Annotated in this window: 15 protein-coding genes; 3 read left to right on the top strand and 12 right to left on the bottom strand. The window is 38.3% G+C overall.

Translation table 11 applies throughout. The features are described from left to right. Window positions 1-42: 42 nt before the first annotated feature. From scfA to VRHSUH09_RS03135, 9 genes are all read right to left on the bottom strand, one after another. Window positions 43-186, bottom strand: a complete 144-nt coding sequence (gene scfA / locus VRHSUH09_RS03175) for a six-cysteine ranthipeptide SCIFF (RefSeq protein WP_004693318.1) — start codon at window positions 184-186, stop codon at window positions 43-45. Window positions 187-254: 68 nt separating this feature from the next. Next, on the bottom strand, window positions 255-1,049 hold the full coding sequence (locus tag VRHSUH09_RS03170; protein ID WP_054747691.1) for an ECF transporter S component: 795 nt from the start codon (window positions 1,047-1,049) through the stop codon (window positions 255-257). Between the two features lie 50 nt (window positions 1,050-1,099). Beyond that, window positions 1,100-1,942: a hypothetical protein gene (locus VRHSUH09_RS03165; protein ID WP_054747689.1), complete on the bottom strand. Its 843-nt coding sequence runs from the start codon at window positions 1,940-1,942 to the stop codon at window positions 1,100-1,102. Then, on the bottom strand, window positions 1,935-2,339 hold the full coding sequence (locus VRHSUH09_RS03160; protein ID WP_009351406.1) for a hypothetical protein: 405 nt from the start codon (window positions 2,337-2,339) through the stop codon (window positions 1,935-1,937). The genes VRHSUH09_RS03165 and VRHSUH09_RS03160 overlap by 8 nt, the downstream gene beginning before the upstream one ends. 115 nt (window positions 2,340-2,454) lie before the next feature. Continuing rightward, a complete protein-coding gene (locus VRHSUH09_RS03155; protein WP_105081354.1) occupies window positions 2,455-4,593 on the bottom strand; it encodes a heavy metal translocating P-type ATPase in 2,139 nt (712 codons plus the stop codon). 16 nt (window positions 4,594-4,609) lie between these two features. Continuing rightward, window positions 4,610-4,870, bottom strand: a complete 261-nt coding sequence (locus VRHSUH09_RS03150) for a DUF6110 family protein (protein WP_004697111.1) — start codon at window positions 4,868-4,870, stop codon at window positions 4,610-4,612. A gap of 110 nt (window positions 4,871-4,980) precedes the next feature. After that, window positions 4,981-5,181 carry a FeoB-associated Cys-rich membrane protein gene (locus VRHSUH09_RS03145; RefSeq protein WP_054747687.1) on the bottom strand — a complete coding sequence of 67 codons (201 nt, stop codon included), beginning with the start codon at window positions 5,179-5,181 and terminating at the stop codon, window positions 4,981-4,983. 231 nt (window positions 5,182-5,412) lie between these two features. Continuing rightward, window positions 5,413-7,785, bottom strand: coding sequence for a ferrous iron transport protein B (feoB, locus tag VRHSUH09_RS03140; protein ID WP_105081353.1), 2,373 nt, complete (start codon window positions 7,783-7,785; stop codon window positions 5,413-5,415). A 12-nt stretch (window positions 7,786-7,797) separates the two neighbouring features. Beyond that, window positions 7,798-8,028, bottom strand: a complete 231-nt coding sequence (locus tag VRHSUH09_RS03135; protein ID WP_009351422.1) for a FeoA family protein — start codon at window positions 8,026-8,028, stop codon at window positions 7,798-7,800. Between the two features lie 561 nt (window positions 8,029-8,589). Between VRHSUH09_RS03135 and VRHSUH09_RS03130 the strand changes: the two genes are divergently transcribed. Next, window positions 8,590-9,888 carry a DEAD/DEAH box helicase gene (locus VRHSUH09_RS03130; RefSeq protein WP_054747680.1) on the top strand — a complete coding sequence of 433 codons (1,299 nt, stop codon included), beginning with the start codon at window positions 8,590-8,592 and terminating at the stop codon, window positions 9,886-9,888. Window positions 9,889-10,050: 162 nt separating this feature from the next. On the opposite strand, the gene VRHSUH09_RS03125 is transcribed toward VRHSUH09_RS03130, so the two are convergent. After that, window positions 10,051-12,360 (bottom strand): DNA topoisomerase 3, encoded by a 2,310-nt coding sequence (locus VRHSUH09_RS03125; RefSeq protein ID WP_105081352.1) that lies wholly within the window; start codon window positions 12,358-12,360, stop codon window positions 10,051-10,053. Between the two features lie 178 nt (window positions 12,361-12,538). Between VRHSUH09_RS03125 and VRHSUH09_RS03120 the strand changes: the two genes are divergently transcribed. Both VRHSUH09_RS03120 and VRHSUH09_RS03115 read left to right on the top strand, forming a co-directional pair. Then, window positions 12,539-14,134, top strand: coding sequence for a peptide chain release factor 3 (locus VRHSUH09_RS03120; RefSeq protein ID WP_105081351.1), 1,596 nt, complete (start codon window positions 12,539-12,541; stop codon window positions 14,132-14,134). A 539-nt stretch (window positions 14,135-14,673) separates the two neighbouring features. Then, window positions 14,674-15,921, top strand: a complete 1,248-nt coding sequence (locus VRHSUH09_RS03115; protein ID WP_105081350.1) for a sodium/glutamate symporter — start codon at window positions 14,674-14,676, stop codon at window positions 15,919-15,921. Between the two features lie 105 nt (window positions 15,922-16,026). Here the strand turns inward: VRHSUH09_RS03115 and rsmA are convergent, their stop codons facing one another. Together rsmA and rnmV are read right to left on the bottom strand one after the other, a co-directional pair. Next, on the bottom strand, window positions 16,027-16,881 hold the full coding sequence (gene rsmA, locus VRHSUH09_RS03110; RefSeq protein ID WP_009351415.1) for a 16S rRNA (adenine(1518)-N(6)/adenine(1519)-N(6))-dimethyltransferase RsmA: 855 nt from the start codon (window positions 16,879-16,881) through the stop codon (window positions 16,027-16,029). A gap of 8 nt (window positions 16,882-16,889) precedes the next feature. Continuing rightward, entirely contained in the window at window positions 16,890-17,423 is a 534-nt protein-coding gene (rnmV, locus tag VRHSUH09_RS03105) for a ribonuclease M5 (RefSeq protein WP_054747678.1), read from the bottom strand. Window positions 17,424-17,518: the final 95 nt, after the last annotated feature.

Genomic DNA, 17,518 nt, shown 5'->3' with positions numbered 1-17,518 from the left:
TATAAACATAAATAAAAAAGGCCCGCTAAGCGAGCCTCTTTATTATTTTTGTTTGCAAACTTGGTTACCAACTGTGCAGCTTGTTTTGCAAGCGGATTGGCAAGATGTTTGACATTCCCCACAACCGCCAGTTTTAGCAGTTTTTTGTAAGGATTCAGTGTTGATAGTACGAATGCGTTTAGCCATGGTTATCCTCCTCAATACTTATCGAATGATATTTATTTTATCATATTTATAAAAAGCCTGTAAAATACTTATTTCGTTAAGTTTTCTTCTCCGGCGTTAGCTTCTTTAGTTTCTACTACAGTAGTTCCAGCTAATTCAGGTTCTTTAGCTTCTGTTACAGTTACATCTTCACCTTTAGTTTTCTTAGGCTTATCCTTACGCAATACTTTACGCAATGCCATGGCAACTGGTGTAACGATAACAGCCGCAAAAACAGCCTCTGGAATACCATGTGTAGCAGATAAGAAAAGAATAGATCCTAACACTTGATCTGGGCTAAGGTTCATTTTAAGAGCAAACATATCTGCGTAAAGCAAGAAGATTAAGCCCATAACCATGATTGTATGGAAGATTGTGCCCATAAATGCGGTAACGATAATACGTGGGCCTTGAGGCACTTTCCACAATACTAGATATACTAAATATGCTAAGATTGGGAACAATACACGAGGCAACACAGAAATTATGGGATTGATAAATAGTGGAGATAAGATATTAGGCGCTGTAATATTTTGCCACAAGCTATAGCAACCAAAAATAAAGCCTACAAAGCCACCTACCTTAGGACCCTCTACAATGGCACCAATCAATGTTGGTACATGTAGTGTTGTGACATTGAGTGGTCCCAATGGGATGATACCATAGCCAGATAAACCTAAAGCAATCGTAATACCGGCCAATAAACCGATAATGGTAAGTTCACGAATAGTAATACTACTTTTCTTTTGTTTTTCAGCTTTTGGGCTCTCCATAGGATTTCTCTTTTCATTATCTTGGATTGATACAGTTGAGTTATCATCCACTAGACGTTCATTGTTGTTCATAAATCCTCCTTCGCTCTCATTCCATTCTGGATATAAGTCGAAACTAGAAATTAAATACTTTCACGGCGTTGTGAAATAATACCACGCTCTACCAATGCACCAATAATTACAGCCACACCTATCATACCAGCCTCTAAAAGAGCTGGCGTTATAAATATAAGCGGATTACCTTGGTACGTTGGGAAAACGGTGGGAACTAAAGATAAAATAAATTCAGGAATGTAGCCACCATATAATATATGAGCATTCATAGCAAGCCACATAGCTGCAGTAATAACAATGCGCAATAAACGCACACCTTTATATGCTAAATCACGAGGATATAAGTAAAATACAAATACCAATAAAGATACTAGCAACAAAACAAGCTCAGCAAATAATATATTTACATTCATTGATGATGCATACATAAAATATACCATGGGATCTTGCAAATCAATATGTAGAATGGAACCGATATACAAGAACGGAATCGGTATAATATAACCAATTATATCGAGGGCTTCATCGATCATGCCCAAACGGTGGGTACGATTGAAAAACTTTGTTCCTAGTAAACCGCATAGTTCAATAAGAACTTGAACAATAAAGTACACTACAAATAATAGTAATGCTTTAGTTATACCATTGTCTACATTAAAGCTAAACGGCGTGTGAAGAAAAGAAAATACAGTCCACCACGCCCAGCTGTATGTATGATAGCCCATATGCAACGGCAAGTCATCATTAAATTTAGCATTCTTTAGTCGGCGCACCATAAAGGGTATCACCAGCGATAATACGGGAAATACTAATACTGGCAATGATAAGGCACCACTTAATGAAAGTACTGTCGTAACGGCACTAACAAAGAGCGCGCAAACAAAGGTAAATTGCCAAAAACTTTTATTCATTACGGCCTCCCACTAATCGAGTTAAACCGTAAGCAACAATTAGACTAATTGTGACACCAATATACATAGACACTAAAAAAGCCACATCTCTGCCTACAGTTGGCCAGCCCCACAACATAGATAAATCTACACCTAGGAAAATGCCTTTGTATGCAATGCCATGAATGGCAATCCAACTCACTATGTAAGCAATACGGCTTATAGATTTACCATCACCAAAGGTACTGTCTTTAAACGATAAATACGCCCAAGGCATAAATAGGGATAACAACAAATACCATACTAATGCTACTGTCGCACTCGATCCATTATGAATCATATACGCAATAATCGGAATTACCACGATAAATAGATTCAAATAAAAAGATCGTTTACAAATATCTATCAAAATGTTCATATAGATCTCCTATGATATGTAATCTCTTTGTATTTTACAATAATCAAGGATAAATGTCATCAAAAAAGAAAAACCTCCACACAGGTAAATACTTACCAAGTATGGAGGTCTTTAATTAAGCTACTACAGAATCAGCTGTTACATCAATTGTAGGAACAGTTTCCTGTTGTTCTTCTTTCTTCAACAATGGAGTCATGCTTTCTAAGCCGATACCCAATGTGAATAGATTATGCAACCATGCTGTTTGACTTGGCGGCATAATACCGAGTACACCACCACCTACAAGAGCACCATTGAAACCAACGATACCATTGTAATTTACTTTGATGCGTTTCATCAATGCCATAGAAATGCGGCGTAAATCTACAAGAGCTTGTAAGTTATCGGAAGAAATAGTAACGTTCGCAATCTTTTGAGCGATTGGAGCGCCTTCATTCATCGCAATACCTACATGAGCTTCAGAAATAGCTGGGGAGTCATTGATGCCATCCCCTACCATCATTACTGTATAGCCTTCAGCTTTAGCTTGCTTTACATAAGCTGCTTTATCTTCTGGCAATACTTCAGCATGTAATTCATCAATACCGAGTTCGTCAGCTACACGTTGTGCATTACGTTTGGAGTCACCAGTCATCATGACAATCTTTTTAATACCCAAAGTGTGTAAATCAGCTATAACTTGTTTTGCTTCCTCTCGAACAGGGTCTTTAATACAAATAACCGCTGCTAATGTACCCCCAATAGCGAGGTAAATATGAGAAGATGAATTTGGTAAATTGTTGAATTTTTCTTGTTCATCTGCAGGAATTTTTGTCTTTTCATCATCAAAGATGTAGTGAGCACTACCAATGCGTACACGGTAGCGACCGACTTTAGATGCAATACCATGAGCTACAACGTATTCTACATCGGAATGCATTTCCTTGTGAGGCAAGTCATGATCCTTAGCAGCGCGTACAATCGCTTTTGCCATGGAGTGAGGGAAATGTTCCTCAATACATGCAGCTAATTTCAACATTTCATCTGCATCATGACCGTTGAACGGGATGATTTGTTCAAACTCAGGTTCTGCTTTTGTAAGAGTACCAGTTTTATCGAACACAATCATATCTGCTTGTGCAATTTGTTCTAAGAACTTACCACCTTTAACAGTGATACCGCGTTTAGATGCTTCTTGCATAGCGGAAAGTACTGCCAATGGAATGGATAATTTTAGAGCACAAGAGAAGTCAACCATAACGAAAGACAATGCTTTCATTACATTTCGAGTCAACAAATATGTTAAACCAGCACCAATAAAGCTAATTGGAACTAATTTATCTGCCATGCGGTATGCTTGTTGTTCCATACCAGATTTCATTTGTTCAGACTCTTCAATAAGGTTAACGATCTTTTCGTAACGAGATGTTTTAGATGTACTGCGTACTTCTACAATAGCTTTACCGTCTTCAACAACAGTACCTGCATATACAGAACTGTCTTTATCGCGACGAACTGCTTCTGGTTCACCAGTCATAGAGCTTTCATTAACAAGGACAACACCATCGATAACGACGCCATCCAATGGAATCACTTCGCCTTGACGAATGATAATTTGATCGCCAGCCACAACCTCGTTAACAGGTTTGCTCACTTCGATATCGTCAACTAATACCCATACTTTATCTACATTCAAAGACATGCTTTGAGCAAGATTCAATACGGACTTACGGTGAGTCCATTCTTCTAAGATATCACCAATACCCAATAGGTACATAACAGCACCAGCTGTAGGGTAGTCTTTTTGAAGTAAAGCAGCACCAATAGCTACGCCATCAAGTACTTCTACGGTTAACTTACGTTGCCACAATGTTTTAATCGCTTTACCGATAAATTTAATACCGTCAAACCAAGCCCATGCAGCCGCGATCGGTGCAGGAAGCACTGCTTTTTTACCTAAGTAAAGTGCAGTGCGGTTGATCATCATTTCACGGTATTTTTTATTTACCAAGCGAGGAGAATATTCGTTCAAAGCAGGAGCTTCAGACAAATCTAAATCGCGTAGACCTAGCACTGCTTCACGCACAGCATCAACATCGCCAGTATGTTTAATGGCGATTTGACTGCTACGAGTGTAGAAGGTTACATCTACAATTGCATCATTAAGGAGTAATGTATCCTCTACATAAGCTGCTTCAGCCTCTGTAAAGTGATGACCAGTTACCTTAACATGCAAGCGATTTCTGAGTTTTTTTACTACAGAAAATTGTAACATATGTGCAATCCTCTAATTATTTGTTTTCTTCAAAGATTTCTTCGTTGCGTGCTTCGTTGATTTCTTGAGCTTCTGCCAATACATCAGATGCGGATGCTTGTACTTTTTCAGCTGTTTCTAATACAGTTTCTTTAGCGCGAAGGCCAGCTGCTACGATACCAGCATATACTTTTTTAGCGTCTTTAGAAGTTAACACTTTAAGACCTACAGTACCCAATGCAAGACCTGCTGCGAATAAGTTAGCGTTTTTAAGATTTTTTTGATCGATGTTGAACATGATAATATTCCTTTCTACTAAATATGATAAAAAATTTAATTACTATATTTGAAAAGAGGAGCCATTATAGAGACTCCGCTTCTCTTCCAATAACTTGAGTGTTGTTCTGATTACTTATCAGCTCGTTTAATGCCTAACGCTTTATTGGAACCATCACAACTGCAGCTTCCACCACAACTAGATGATTTGCCGGAGTCAGATCCACCGCCGCCACAGCCGCAGCCACCTTTACCGCCAACTTGTTTAAACATTTTAAAACCAATATAAGCTAATGCTAGAACAACTATGAGTCCTATAACAAGATTATCCATTATTATGCCTCTTTCTCAATATCAACTAAATCACAATATCTGTCTTAGTGATAAATAAGATAAAAGCAATATCAAAAGGATATTTCCCTTTTCTCATTATCATTTAACCACGAATATTGATAATTAGCAAGTATTATTTTCAAATTAACTATAACTAAATCGCAATTATTCAATGCAGTTCTTTCAACTACCTATAAAGTGGCTAAAATACTGTATTTAATGACTCACGAATTAGAAACCTAATGCAAGGCCTACATTGTAGAAGATGAAACATGCAATCCAAGCAAATGTGTTTTCATAGAAGAACATGAACGCAACCCATTTCCAAGAGCCAGTTTCACGTTTGATAACTGCTAATGTTGCCAAACATGGAGGATAGATTAAGATGAACAGCATCATTGTTAAACCGATTAACGGTGTGAAATGAGGGTCATTTTGTAAGTAATCAGTCAACGGTGCTGGATTTTGATCATCTCCACCAACAGCGTAAACAGTACCTAATGTAGAGATAACAACCTCTTTAGCCGCTAAACCAGCTACTAATGATAGGCCCATTTTCCAATCAAACCCCAATGGTTCTAGCACTGGGTTGATAGCTTTACCAAAGGATGCTGCATAGGATTGTTCAATTTTTTCCGCAGCTTGTTCTTTACCAAGTTTGTCATTTTCAGCATCTAAGTTAGCACTGTTTTTATACATTGCCCATGCTGCTGGGAACAAGTCTTTATTTTTATCTTTAATATCATTGAATAATTCAGGTGCTGCAGAATCAGCTTCTACAGCTACTTCAGGTTCATCTTCTCCTGCGTTCTTAGCAGCATCAGTAGCATCTTGTACAGTAGCTTTCATGTCTTCTACAATTTTATCAACTGCATCCTTTTGGTCATCTGTAGTGATACCGAATTGAGCTAATGTAGCTGTATCTTTTACTTCGTACTCTTGAGCAACTTGTTCTTTCATTGCATCGTAATCTTTGGAGTATTCTACATCCATTGGGTACGCAGTGATGACCCAAATCAAGATGGATGCGGCCATGATGAATGTACCAGCTTTGATGATATACAACTTAGCACGTTCATACATATGTAACCAAGTTGCTTTCAATGTAGGCAAGTGGTAAGGAGGTAATTCCATTACAAATGGTTCAGCCTCACCAGAGAAAATGAATTTACGGAAGATTTTCGCAAAGATAACACCAAAGATAATACCTAAGAAGTATACAGAGAATACAACTAATGTACTATCCCATCCATTTGGGAAGAACGCATTAGCAAATAAGATGTATACAGGTAAACGAGCAGAACAGCTCATGAATGGTGTAATCAAAATTGTAACCATTCGATCCTTATAGTTATCAAGGATGCGAGCGCCCATTACGGATGGTACGGAACAGCCAAAGCCTAATAATAAAGGAATAAAGGATTTACCATGCAAACCACAAGCGCGCATTACGCGGTCGATAACGAAGGCTGCACGGGCCATATAACCAGTATCTTCCAAGAAGGAAATACCAAGGAATAGCAATAGAATCAATGGTAAGAAGGAAAGTACGGCACCTACACCGGCGATAATACCGTCAGATACAAGGGACTGTAATTGACCTTCTGGAATATTTTGAACTGCATAAGCTTGTAATGCAGCAAAGCCATCTTCAATCCAACCTTGAGGAATACCACCTACGATGTTTACGAACGCAAACAATAGGTACATAACAATCATGAAGATTGGTAAGCCCCAAATACGGTGTGTTAAGATTTTATCATAACGATCGGAGCGTGTTTCTATTTCTTTTGGAGCTTGTGTTAAAGATTGGTTATATACTTCAACAGCATAACGATGACGATATTCTTGGAATACTATATCAAGATCAACTTGATCTTTGATTTCTTCACGGATAGCAGCTGCCTTTTGTAAAACTGCCTCTGTATTCGCAAAGCCTTTAACTTTTTCCACCACATCTGGATCGTTTTCTAATAATTTAATAGCGATCCAACGTAGTGGATACGTTACTGTACCAGCTTCTTCAAGTGCTGCTACTAGTTCAGCAATTTTGCCTTCTAATAAATCACCATAATTAACTGTTACACCAGGCGCTTTTTGAGAAGCAGCTACGCTAATTGTTGCTTCTAACAACTCTTTTGTACCAATGTTTGTACGACCTACTGTACTAACGATTGTAGCGCCTGTTAATTCAGCCATTTTTTTAAAGTCGTATTTGATGCCCATTTCTTCAGCAACGTCAGACATGTTTAGAGCAATAACCATTGGCTTTTCAAGTTCCAACAGTTGTGCCGCTAAATACAAGTTACGTTCTAAGTTAGATGCATCAAGAACGTTTACGATTACATCTGGATTATCGTTTACGATTACATTTCGAGCTACTAACTCATCCAATGAACGTGCTGTTAAACTATACGTACCTGGTAAGTCAATAAATAATAAATCACGACCATTAAAATTAGCATGGCCTTCTTTCTTTTCTACCGTAACGCCGGCATAGTTACCAACGTGTTGCTTCGCCCCTGTGATATTGTTAAACATTGTAGTTTTACCACAGTTAGGGTTACCTGCTAAGGCAATACGAATTTGCCTATTTTCTGCCATATAGACCTCCTATTATACCTCTACATCAATCATGCCAGCTTCACTTGTACGAAGTGCTAATTCAAAGTTTTTAACTTTAACTTCTACTGGATCACCCAAAGGGGCAAACTTCATAACATGAATTTTTGTACCTTTAACAAGGCCCATGTCAATCAGACGATGTTTAACATTGCCACTGCCATGTAGAGCAACAATAAGACCAGACTCACCTGGCTTCATGTCTTTCAATTTTTTGATAGCCATATTACACCTCCTATTTATTTTTTGTACCTAACAACCTCATATTAACCACACCAAATAAGAATGCGTATTAATATCTTAAACTATTATACCAAATCAAGCATTAATTTCAACAATTATTATCAATTTTATTGTTATTTTCTATCTTATATATATACTTTTTTCTCATATTAACTATGAATATTATTTTATTATGATTCAAGATAACCCCCATTGGATATAGTATTTACCTCTCTACACTTAATTCATAGTAGAAATATAAAATAAGAAAAATTACTAAGATTATCATTACTGATAACTTAATCATTCTCATTTATCCCTTTAAACTCTATTTTAATATTTATATTTTAATGTTTTTCATTCTCATAAATATTCATTAAATCGTTGTTTTTCGATTTATTATCAATTAGTTGTGATTTTAATATAATTTCACACCTATTTTATTTAAAATTCATCTATGATTTCCCGCTAATAATACTACCAAGGATAACAATTCAATTTATTTGCCCCTGCTATGTGCATAAGGTATAATTAATATAATATGTATTATAGAAAGGACTATCCATGAAATCTTTTAAAACTTTAGGCGTTTGCGATGAGCTTATCCAAGCCCTACAAAAACAAGGTATCAAGGAGCCCACGCCAATCCAAGAACAATCCATTCCTGTGGTATTTAAAGGGAATGATGTTATAGCAAAAGCTCAAACAGGCACAGGCAAGACTCTTGCCTTCTTATTGCCTATTCTTCAGCGTGTACATACAGATGTACATCAAGAACAAGTGCTTATCATTGCACCTACACGTGAACTTATAAAACAAATCGCAGATGAGGCGAAAGAAATTGGAGCTATTCTAAACGTAGATATCCTACCTCTTATCGGCGGTAAAACAATTGAAGCCCAATTACAACAACTAGGTCGTCGTCCACAAGTGATTTTAGGTACACCAGGTCGCCTACTAGATCACGCGAAACGAGGTTCTTTACATTTAGATTGTATTCGCCGTGTTGTACTAGACGAAGCAGACCAAATGCTTCATATGGGTTTCTTGCCTGATATTGAAAGTCTCATCAGTCAAACAGATGCGAATAGACAACTATTACTATTCTCTGCAACGATTCCAGACAAAATTCGTAACCTTGCAAAGGCATATATGTCTAAGCCAGTTTCTGTTACAGCTGAAGGTAAACATGTTACCCTTGAATCGATTGATCAACGAGTGTATATGATGAACCCTGAAGAGAAAACAGAACGTCTCATCAAAATGATCGAAGAAGATAATCCATTCTTAGCCATCGTTTTCTGTAATAAACGAGAAGGTGCCGTTCGTTTATCCTATGAATTGACTGCAGCTGGTCTTAACATAGCAGAAATGCACGGCGACTTAACACAAGGCCGTCGTACACAAATTTTGCGAGACTTTGCTAAAGCGAAAACACAAATCTTAGTTGCTACAGATATTGCAGCTCGTGGTATCGATATTGAAGGTATTACTCATGTATATAACTACGATGTACCTCGCGATGTAGATTACTACATCCATCGTATTGGCCGTACTGGTCGCGCTGGTAATTCTGGTGTGGCCGTAACCTTTGCAACACCACAAGATGAATCTTGGTTGCGACGCATCGAGCGTGCCATTCAAGCAACGCTTACAAAATACACTAAAGATGGTCAAATCAAAACTAAGGGTAACGCAAGTGCTGCACCAAAACGTTCAAAAGCAACAAGTAAACCTAAAGTAAGTAGCTCTTACCAAGCTACTAAGGCTAAGGCCCACAAAGCACGTGGTCATAAGGGTTCCAACACACGCCAACGCCGCACAGCTACGTCTCAAACAGGACGTCGTGGCAAACGTAGATAATACAGCATATATATTGATTGTTTAGTAAATGAAGATATTATTTCTCTTCAAAGAATATATCAACCAAAAGACGCGCACAGCATAGCTGTACGCGTCTTTTAATTATCAAACTACATTAGTAGTTTCTATATTAGTATATATTTAACTATAATAGATTAATATTTACTTATTCACGTAAATACTTGGTACTCCATCTACATCGGAGCACTGAGTTTTACATTGAGATCGATTACTACAAATCCAGTTTACTCGACCTCTCACCTCTTGCTTTACAAAATAACCTTGTTTACATCGCGGACATTTATATTGTTTATCGTCATCAGATATTTCAATATTACTTTCACCATTAGGATTCACACCTTCAACAGGTTGCGTATGCTTACATGCAGGATAATTGGTACAGCCTAAAAAGGCGCCAAATTTGCCATTTCGCTGTTGCAAATGGCCCTTATTACACTTCGGACAAACAGGCAAGGAAGATACATCAACGTCAGTATTATCCATAGGGCGTTTCCGATTTTGATTCGTTATCGTGCGAACCACATTTGGCATCATCTGACCAGGACTACCTTGTTTATCAAAGCCCAGTTTATCAATCAAATGTTTCAAAAACTTAATCTGATCAGACAAGAAAGAATCTAATGTATCCTCACCTTCACTCATGAGCGCCAATCGTTCCTCCCATACAGCCGTTTCATCAGGATATAACAGTTCATCAGGCAATGCATCAACTAAGAGATAGCCCGTTTCAGTTGGTGATAGAACTTGCTTCTTTCCCGATGTTTTCATAAATCCACGACTGATGAGCTCGTCAATAATATTAGCACGAGTCGCCTCCGTACCAATACCAGACACCGCTTTTAATTGCTTTTTCAAATCTTCGTTTTTTACAAACTTGTGAATTTCCTTCATTGCTTGTAACAAAGTAGACGGCGTAAAGCGAGATGGTGGCTTTGTTTGCTTCGCCTCTACAGAGGAGTCCGTAAATAAAACAGTGTCGTTCTTTTTAACGGCCGGCAAGTGATCTGCCTCTTCAGGAACCTCTTTTTTAGGATCTGATTCGGCCCCACGTTCATCGGTTAAATCCGGCTCCTCATTATCTGTTGTAGACTTAGACTTTTGTCGTTTATATAGGATCTTCCAGCCTTCTTCAATAACCACACGACCATTAGCAACAAACTCTTCTTTACACTGCTCTACTACAATTTTAGTTTGCTCATAAACATGCTCTCCATAAAACTGAGCAATATAAGCTTGGCTGATAAGGAAGTAAATATTTCGTTCCTCACGAGTCAAGCTATTTATATTACAAGCAACCGTAGTGGGAATAATAGCATGATGGGCCGTAATTTTCTTTTCATTCCAAGCGCGGCTCTTAATAGAGCGGTCAGCATCACTAGCCCACTGTGCTAACCGCTCATCACCTGCATTCTGTAAATTGTTGAGAATCGCATTACGATCACCATATTGATTTGGTGGTAAATATTCACAATCAGAACGAGGATAGGTGGTCAATTTCTTTTCGTATAATTTCTGTGCCGTATCAAGTACAGTTTGAGGATCATAGGAAAAGGCTTTACCGGCCAATACCTGTAAGGACGACAAGGATAATGGTAGCCGCTGTGCATCTTTCTTCTTGGATTTAGTAACAGCCTTAATAATGCCATCTGGACCATCTTTCAACTGTTCAACTAATGCATCAGCTATAGCCTTATTAATGAGACGACCATCAGGATCTAAGCCTTTTTGCTCATCTGTAGGTTGCCATGTAGCCCAGAATACACCATTAGGATGGTTATACAAAACTTTCACAGTAAAATAGTCTACTGGCTTAAATGCAGCTAACTCTCGTTCTCTACGTACCACAAGCGCCAAGGTAGGGGTCTTAACTCGCCCTATAGGCAATGTCACCTTATTGCCCTTATAACGTTCAGCTAAAGTATAAGCGCGAGATAAATTCATACCGATAAGCCAATCTGCACGAGCTCTTGCCAATGCCGATTGATATAAATTATGAAAGTCCTTATTATCTCGTAAATCATTAAGAGCAGAACGAATAGATTTTTCATCGAGCGCATTTAGTAAAATTCGCTGTACTGGCTTTGTATTACCGACATAGTACAATACTTCATCAACTAAAAGTTGCCCTTCCCTGTCCGGGTCACCTGCATTTACGATAATATCCGCTTTACCAATCAGGTCTTTTACCGTCTCAAACTGTTGGCGACTGCTATCTGTAACGAGTAGTTTCCACTCGTCTGGCACAATCGGCAGATCTTGAGGGCGCCAACGAATATATTTATCGTCGTAATCGCCTGGTTCTGCTTGATGTAACACGTGACCAACCACCCAAGTCACTACATCATCACCTTGGATAAAATAGCCATTCCGCTTTTGGATATTTTTATTTTCTGGCAAGCATTTACTAATTTCGCGAGCCATGGATGGCTTTTCCGCAATAAATAACCGCATGATCCCCCTCCTTAACATGAAGATAACGGCTAATCCCCAAGCCGTTCTATGAAATCTCATTATACTACAATTTAGTGGTCATAACTAGAAAAATCATGTATAATTTTTACGATATAGACTGTAAAAGTAGAACTGTAATATATATCTACTTATACAAACATACTAATAGAGGTGAACCATGACATTTTTAGAAGAAGTACAACGTCGTCGTACGTTTGCTATCATATCTCACCCGGATGCGGGTAAAACAACATTAACAGAAAAATTACTACTATACGGTGGTGCCATCCACTTGGCGGGTTCCGTAAAGTCTCGTAAAACTGCAAAACACGCTGTATCTGACTGGATGGAAATCGAAAAACAACGTGGTATTTCCGTAACGAGTTCCGTGTTGCAATTTGACTATGACGGTTGTCGCGTAAACATCCTCGACACGCCTGGTCACCAGGACTTCTCCGAAGATACGTACCGTACATTGATGGCTGCTGATAGCGCTGTCATGCTTATCGATGTAGCAAAAGGCGTGGAAGCACAGACGAAAAAACTATTTGCCGTATCTAAAGAGCGCGGCATTCCTATCTTTACGTTTGTAAACAAAATTGACCATTTCGGTCGTAGTCCATTCGACTTGATGGAAGAAATCGAAAATGTTCTTGGCATTCGTACATGCCCTATGAACTGGCCTATTGGTATCAATGGCGAGTACAAAGGTGTATACGATAGAGAACATGAAACTATCGAGCTCTTTGCAAAAGATGAAACACATGGTCAAGAAAAACTAGCCTCTGAAAAAGGCGCTTTAACTGATCCTCGCATGAAAGAGTTATTAGGCGATGATGTATATCAAGCTTTGCTTGATGATATTGAATTGCTTGACGTTGCAGGCGATCCGTTTGACTTTGATAAGGTTCGTGCCGGAGAATTGACGCCAATGTTCTTTGGCTCTGCTATGACAAACTTTGGGGTAAAACCATTCTTAGAAAAATTCTTAGAATTGGCGCCATCCCCTGCTCCACGTCAAGCTGTAGAAGAAATAGTACAACCTACTAGCGAAGACTTCTCCGCCTTAGTATTTAAAATCCAAGCTAATATGGACCCTAACCACCACGATCGCATCGTATTCATGCGTATCTGCTCTGGTAAATTCGAAAAAGGCATGTCCGTATTACATCGACAATCCAACAAAACGATTCGCCTATCTCAACCTCAACAATTCTTAGCTACAGAACGTACTATCGTAGAGGATGCATACCCTGGCGATATTATCGGTGTCTTCGATGCTGGTACAATGGGCGTAGGCGACACATTATGCGCACCAAAGCACAAAGTAACCTTCGGTGACTTCCCTGTATTCCCACCGGAATTCTTTGCTCGCGTATCTCCAAAAGATACGATGAAGCGTAAACAATTCCAAAAGGGTATGACTCAATTGGCTCAAGAAGGTGCTGTTCAAATCTTTGAACAACCAGGCGCCCTTGACTCCTTCGTAGTTGGCGCCGTTGGTATGCTTCAATTTGAAGTATTAGAATATCGCCTCAAAAACGAATATGGTGTAGATTTACTAAATCATACATTGCCATATAGTGTTGCTCGCTGGATTGACGGGGAAGTAGATATTGCATCCTTGAAAGGTGTTGATAATGCGATGATTGTAAAAGATAATCGCGATCGCACGGTAGTTCTCATTTCCAACGAATGGCAAATGGGTTGGGTTCTAGAACGTAATCCAGATGTTACCTTCCTAACTACGCCTAAACTACATCATGAGCTATAACGCTTAAACTAACTATAATACATATATTTTCTACAATGCTAATACAATCTATAACAGCTATAACCGCTATAACTTCTAATTATTTTATGTATCAGAATATACATTTTAGTTATACCCTTATATGTATATACGGGTTAAATTTGCCCCATATGAATTCAAGAAGCTAAGCAAAATAAGACTATATAAGAATTTTAAAATTTAAAACTGGAATATATTTCATAGAATTATGAATTTAAGAAATATATTCCAGTTTATTTTTTTATATGTAGGAGGAAAATCACAGATTTAAGTCGAATACATATAATATGATTATGTAGGTAAGTAATTTATGATATTACTTTTTGACATATCAAGTATGCTATGTATATAATTATAAATAGTTATATACATATTATATACATATAAGTATAGGTTTTAATGTTGTTGTGAGTGTTGTAAAGAAAATATATAAGATTTTTATACAGTGTATATTCTATAGTATTTTTCAACCATTCATGATACCATAAAATATAGGTTTATTTTTTTAAAGGAGTGATTTTATGCCACTAATTGACTTAGCCTTAGTCAACAATGTATGGACATTAAAACTGTCCATGATCCAAACCGTAGGTCTCGCTGTTATTACCTTGTTCATAGGTACATGGATTAACAAACATTCACAGTTCTTACAAAGAATGTGTATGCCTGCACCTGCTGTAGGGGCCCTTCCATTTGCATTTTTAACTGCTATTCTTTCTTATTACAAGATTTTAAACATTACATTTGAAGGCTCTCTACAAACATTCTTAATGCTCGCTTTCTTTACCACTATCGGTTTGATGGCTTCCTTGAAAGTCCTCAAAAAAGGCGGCATTTTCATTATCTTCTTCTTCCTAGCTTGTGCAGTGTGGATTGTTGTTCAAAATACTGCAGGTATTATGATTGCTAAAGCTTTAGGCATTGAACCAATCATCGGTATTATGGCTGGCTCCGTATCTATGATCGGCGGTCTAGGTACGGCTGGTGCCTTCGGTCCATATTACGAACAAATGTTAGGAATCCCTGGTACAGCATCTGCTGCAGTTGCAGCCGCAACATTCGGTATGGTTGCTGGTACAGTCTTAGGTGCTCCTGTAGGTGAACGCATTATTAAAATGCACAAAGTAAAAACACCTTACCAAAATCCTGAATTATTTGAAGATGACGGTATCGACATGAGCGAGGCTCACGTTGAAATCGGCGGCAAACAATTCAACTCTCAAGATCTTTTAACTATTTGTATGTGGATTGGTCTTGCATTAGGTATCGGTACTATCGTAAGTGCTGGTTTATCTGTTCTTACTCCACTACCTGCATACATCGGCGCTATGATTTGTGCAGCTGTAATTCGTAACGTTGGTGACTACACTAAAGCTTACAAAATCAACGATTCTGCACTTGATGCAGTATCTAACGTAGCATTGTCCTTATTCGTAACAATGGCTATCAATAGCTTGAAACTAGTTCAATTAATCGATCTTGCATTACCACTTATTACAATCTTAGTAGCGCAAATGGTACTTATCTGTATATTTGCATACCTTATCTACTTCATCTTTGGTCGCAACTACGACGCCGTTATGCTTGGCGCTGGTGCCATCGGCTTCGGTCTAGGTGCTACACCAAATGCGTTGGTTAACATGTTATCCTTAGCAGGCAAACACGGTCCATCCCCTCGTGCATGGCTCGTAGTTTCCTTGGTAGGTGCATTCTTAATCGACTTTGCAAATGCCTTCCTCATTACATCAATGGCAGGCTTCTTGTACTAATAAAAAGGACCCATTTGGGTCCTTTTTTTATGAAAAAATTTATTAGCATAAAAGAGCTTATTAGATTGATACACTCTCAATCTAATAAGCTCTTTTTGCATTATACTATTTAATTAAAGAAGCCCATGCATTAGCTACGTCGGCAAATTCTTGAAGAGTAAAGGTCTCTCCTCTCCGTTGACCGTCGATATTTGCTTTTGCTAATAGCTCTTCGATTCTATCTTTGGATAAGCCCGTTGTTTTCATGGTATTGGAAAATGTTTTACGACGTTGCGCAAAACCAGCTTTCACAACGCGGAAGAATAGTTTCTCATCAATGACATCTACTGGTGGTTTGTCACGCAATACGCAGCGAATGACAGAACTTGTTACCGCAGGAGCTGGTAAGAAGGATTTAGGCGGTACATCAAGAACAATATCTGGCTCTGTATAATACTGAACCGCTACAGATAAAGCACCATAGTCCTTTGTACCAGGCTTTGCTACCATGCGCAAAGCAACTTCCTTTTGTACCATTACAACGAGGCGCTCAATTGGTAATTTACTTTCCAATAGTGACATGATAATTGGCGTTGTAATATAGTACGGCAAATTAGCAACCACCTTAAACGGTTTATGGTTCATGATAGTCGGTACATCTAGTTTCAATACATCACCATGAACGATGCGTACATTGTCATAAGATGCTAATGTTGTATCTAATACTTCTAATAGACGACGATCAAGCTCAATAGCCGTTACATCTGCACCGCTTTGTGCTAAACCTTGTGTTAAGGTACCAATACCAGGACCAACCTCTAATACAGGTTCACCAGGCGTCAACTCCGCAGCATGAACGATTTCATCTACGATACCTCGTTTAATAAGAAAGTTTTGCCCTAGCTTTTTGCTCATTTTAATGTCGAAGCGTTTACATATATAATGTACTACCTCAGGGCTTGCAATTACTGATTCTAACATCTTAACTCCTATTTCAAACTATTTACTGCCTCTTCATAAGCATCTCGCGTTATACCGTAATGATTTAACCGATATAAAAACTGCTTACCATTTCCGTAGCCAATCCCTAATTTTGCACCGATAACAGCTCGACGAGCTACACTATCTGGCATACCGGAAAGTCCATACCGCACTAAATCCACCATGGAAAATTCATTGGATGATTCTAAAGACTCTACATGTAATGTAGATAAAGCCTTTCTAATGGATTCAGGAGATGCTTGTTCTATGCCAATATCATCATTTGCAAAAGCTTCGTCACGAGGGACAAAGGCATGTTGTGCATTAGGGAATTTTTTCGTCAATACTCGACGAATTCGCTCCCCTGCCGTATCTGGATCAGTTAATATAATGATGCCACGCTTTTCATAGGCTACGCGAATCATATCAATAACGCCTTTTCGAAGGGTAAAACCTTCAGTTGCTATGCAGTCAGCCTCTACAGCTTGGGCAATACGTTGGATATCAGATTTTCCTTCTACGACGATGACTTGTTTAAGCATAGTTCCTCCTTTATTCTATTAGTACATTGTAACACATATATAACATTGCTTAAATACTTATAATCGAGTAGTATAAGTAGTGTAATATATAAAAG

Source organism: Veillonella rogosae JCM 15642 (assembly GCF_002959775.1).
GTDB lineage: Bacteria > Bacillota > Negativicutes > Veillonellales > Veillonellaceae > Veillonella > Veillonella rogosae.
Note: the sequence above shows the minus strand (reverse complement) of the source record. Positions and strands in the feature narration are given on the sequence as shown.

Bases quoted from the DNA above. Each gene is read 5' to 3' on its own strand.
- scfA (WP_004693318.1), bottom strand. From the start codon at position 186: ATGGCTAAACGCATTCGTACTATCAACACTGAATCCTTACAAAAAACT.
- VRHSUH09_RS03150 (WP_004697111.1), bottom strand. From the start codon at position 4,870: ATGTTCAACATCGATCAAAAAAATCTTAAAAACGCTAACTTATTCGCA.
- VRHSUH09_RS03115 (WP_105081350.1), top strand. From the start codon at position 14,674: ATGCCACTAATTGACTTAGCCTTAGTCAACAATGTATGGACATTAAAA.
- VRHSUH09_RS03160 (WP_009351406.1), bottom strand. From the start codon at position 2,339: ATGAACATTTTGATAGATATTTGTAAACGATCTTTTTATTTGAATCTA.
- VRHSUH09_RS03170 (WP_054747691.1), bottom strand. From the start codon at position 1,049: ATGAACAACAATGAACGTCTAGTGGATGATAACTCAACTGTATCAATC.
- VRHSUH09_RS03125 (WP_105081352.1), bottom strand. From the start codon at position 12,360: ATGCGGTTATTTATTGCGGAAAAGCCATCCATGGCTCGCGAAATTAGT.
- VRHSUH09_RS03120 (WP_105081351.1), top strand. From the start codon at position 12,539: ATGACATTTTTAGAAGAAGTACAACGTCGTCGTACGTTTGCTATCATA.
- VRHSUH09_RS03165 (WP_054747689.1), bottom strand. From the start codon at position 1,942: ATGAATAAAAGTTTTTGGCAATTTACCTTTGTTTGCGCGCTCTTTGTT.
- VRHSUH09_RS03130 (WP_054747680.1), top strand. From the start codon at position 8,590: ATGAAATCTTTTAAAACTTTAGGCGTTTGCGATGAGCTTATCCAAGCC.
- VRHSUH09_RS03155 (WP_105081354.1), bottom strand. From the start codon at position 4,593: ATGTTACAATTTTCTGTAGTAAAAAAACTCAGAAATCGCTTGCATGTT.
- VRHSUH09_RS03145 (WP_054747687.1), bottom strand. From the start codon at position 5,181: ATGGATAATCTTGTTATAGGACTCATAGTTGTTCTAGCATTAGCTTAT.
- rnmV (WP_054747678.1), bottom strand. From the start codon at position 17,423: ATGCTTAAACAAGTCATCGTCGTAGAAGGAAAATCTGATATCCAACGT.
- VRHSUH09_RS03135 (WP_009351422.1), bottom strand. From the start codon at position 8,028: ATGGCTATCAAAAAATTGAAAGACATGAAGCCAGGTGAGTCTGGTCTT.
- rsmA (WP_009351415.1), bottom strand. From the start codon at position 16,881: ATGTTAGAATCAGTAATTGCAAGCCCTGAGGTAGTACATTATATATGT.
- feoB (WP_105081353.1), bottom strand. From the start codon at position 7,785: ATGGCAGAAAATAGGCAAATTCGTATTGCCTTAGCAGGTAACCCTAAC.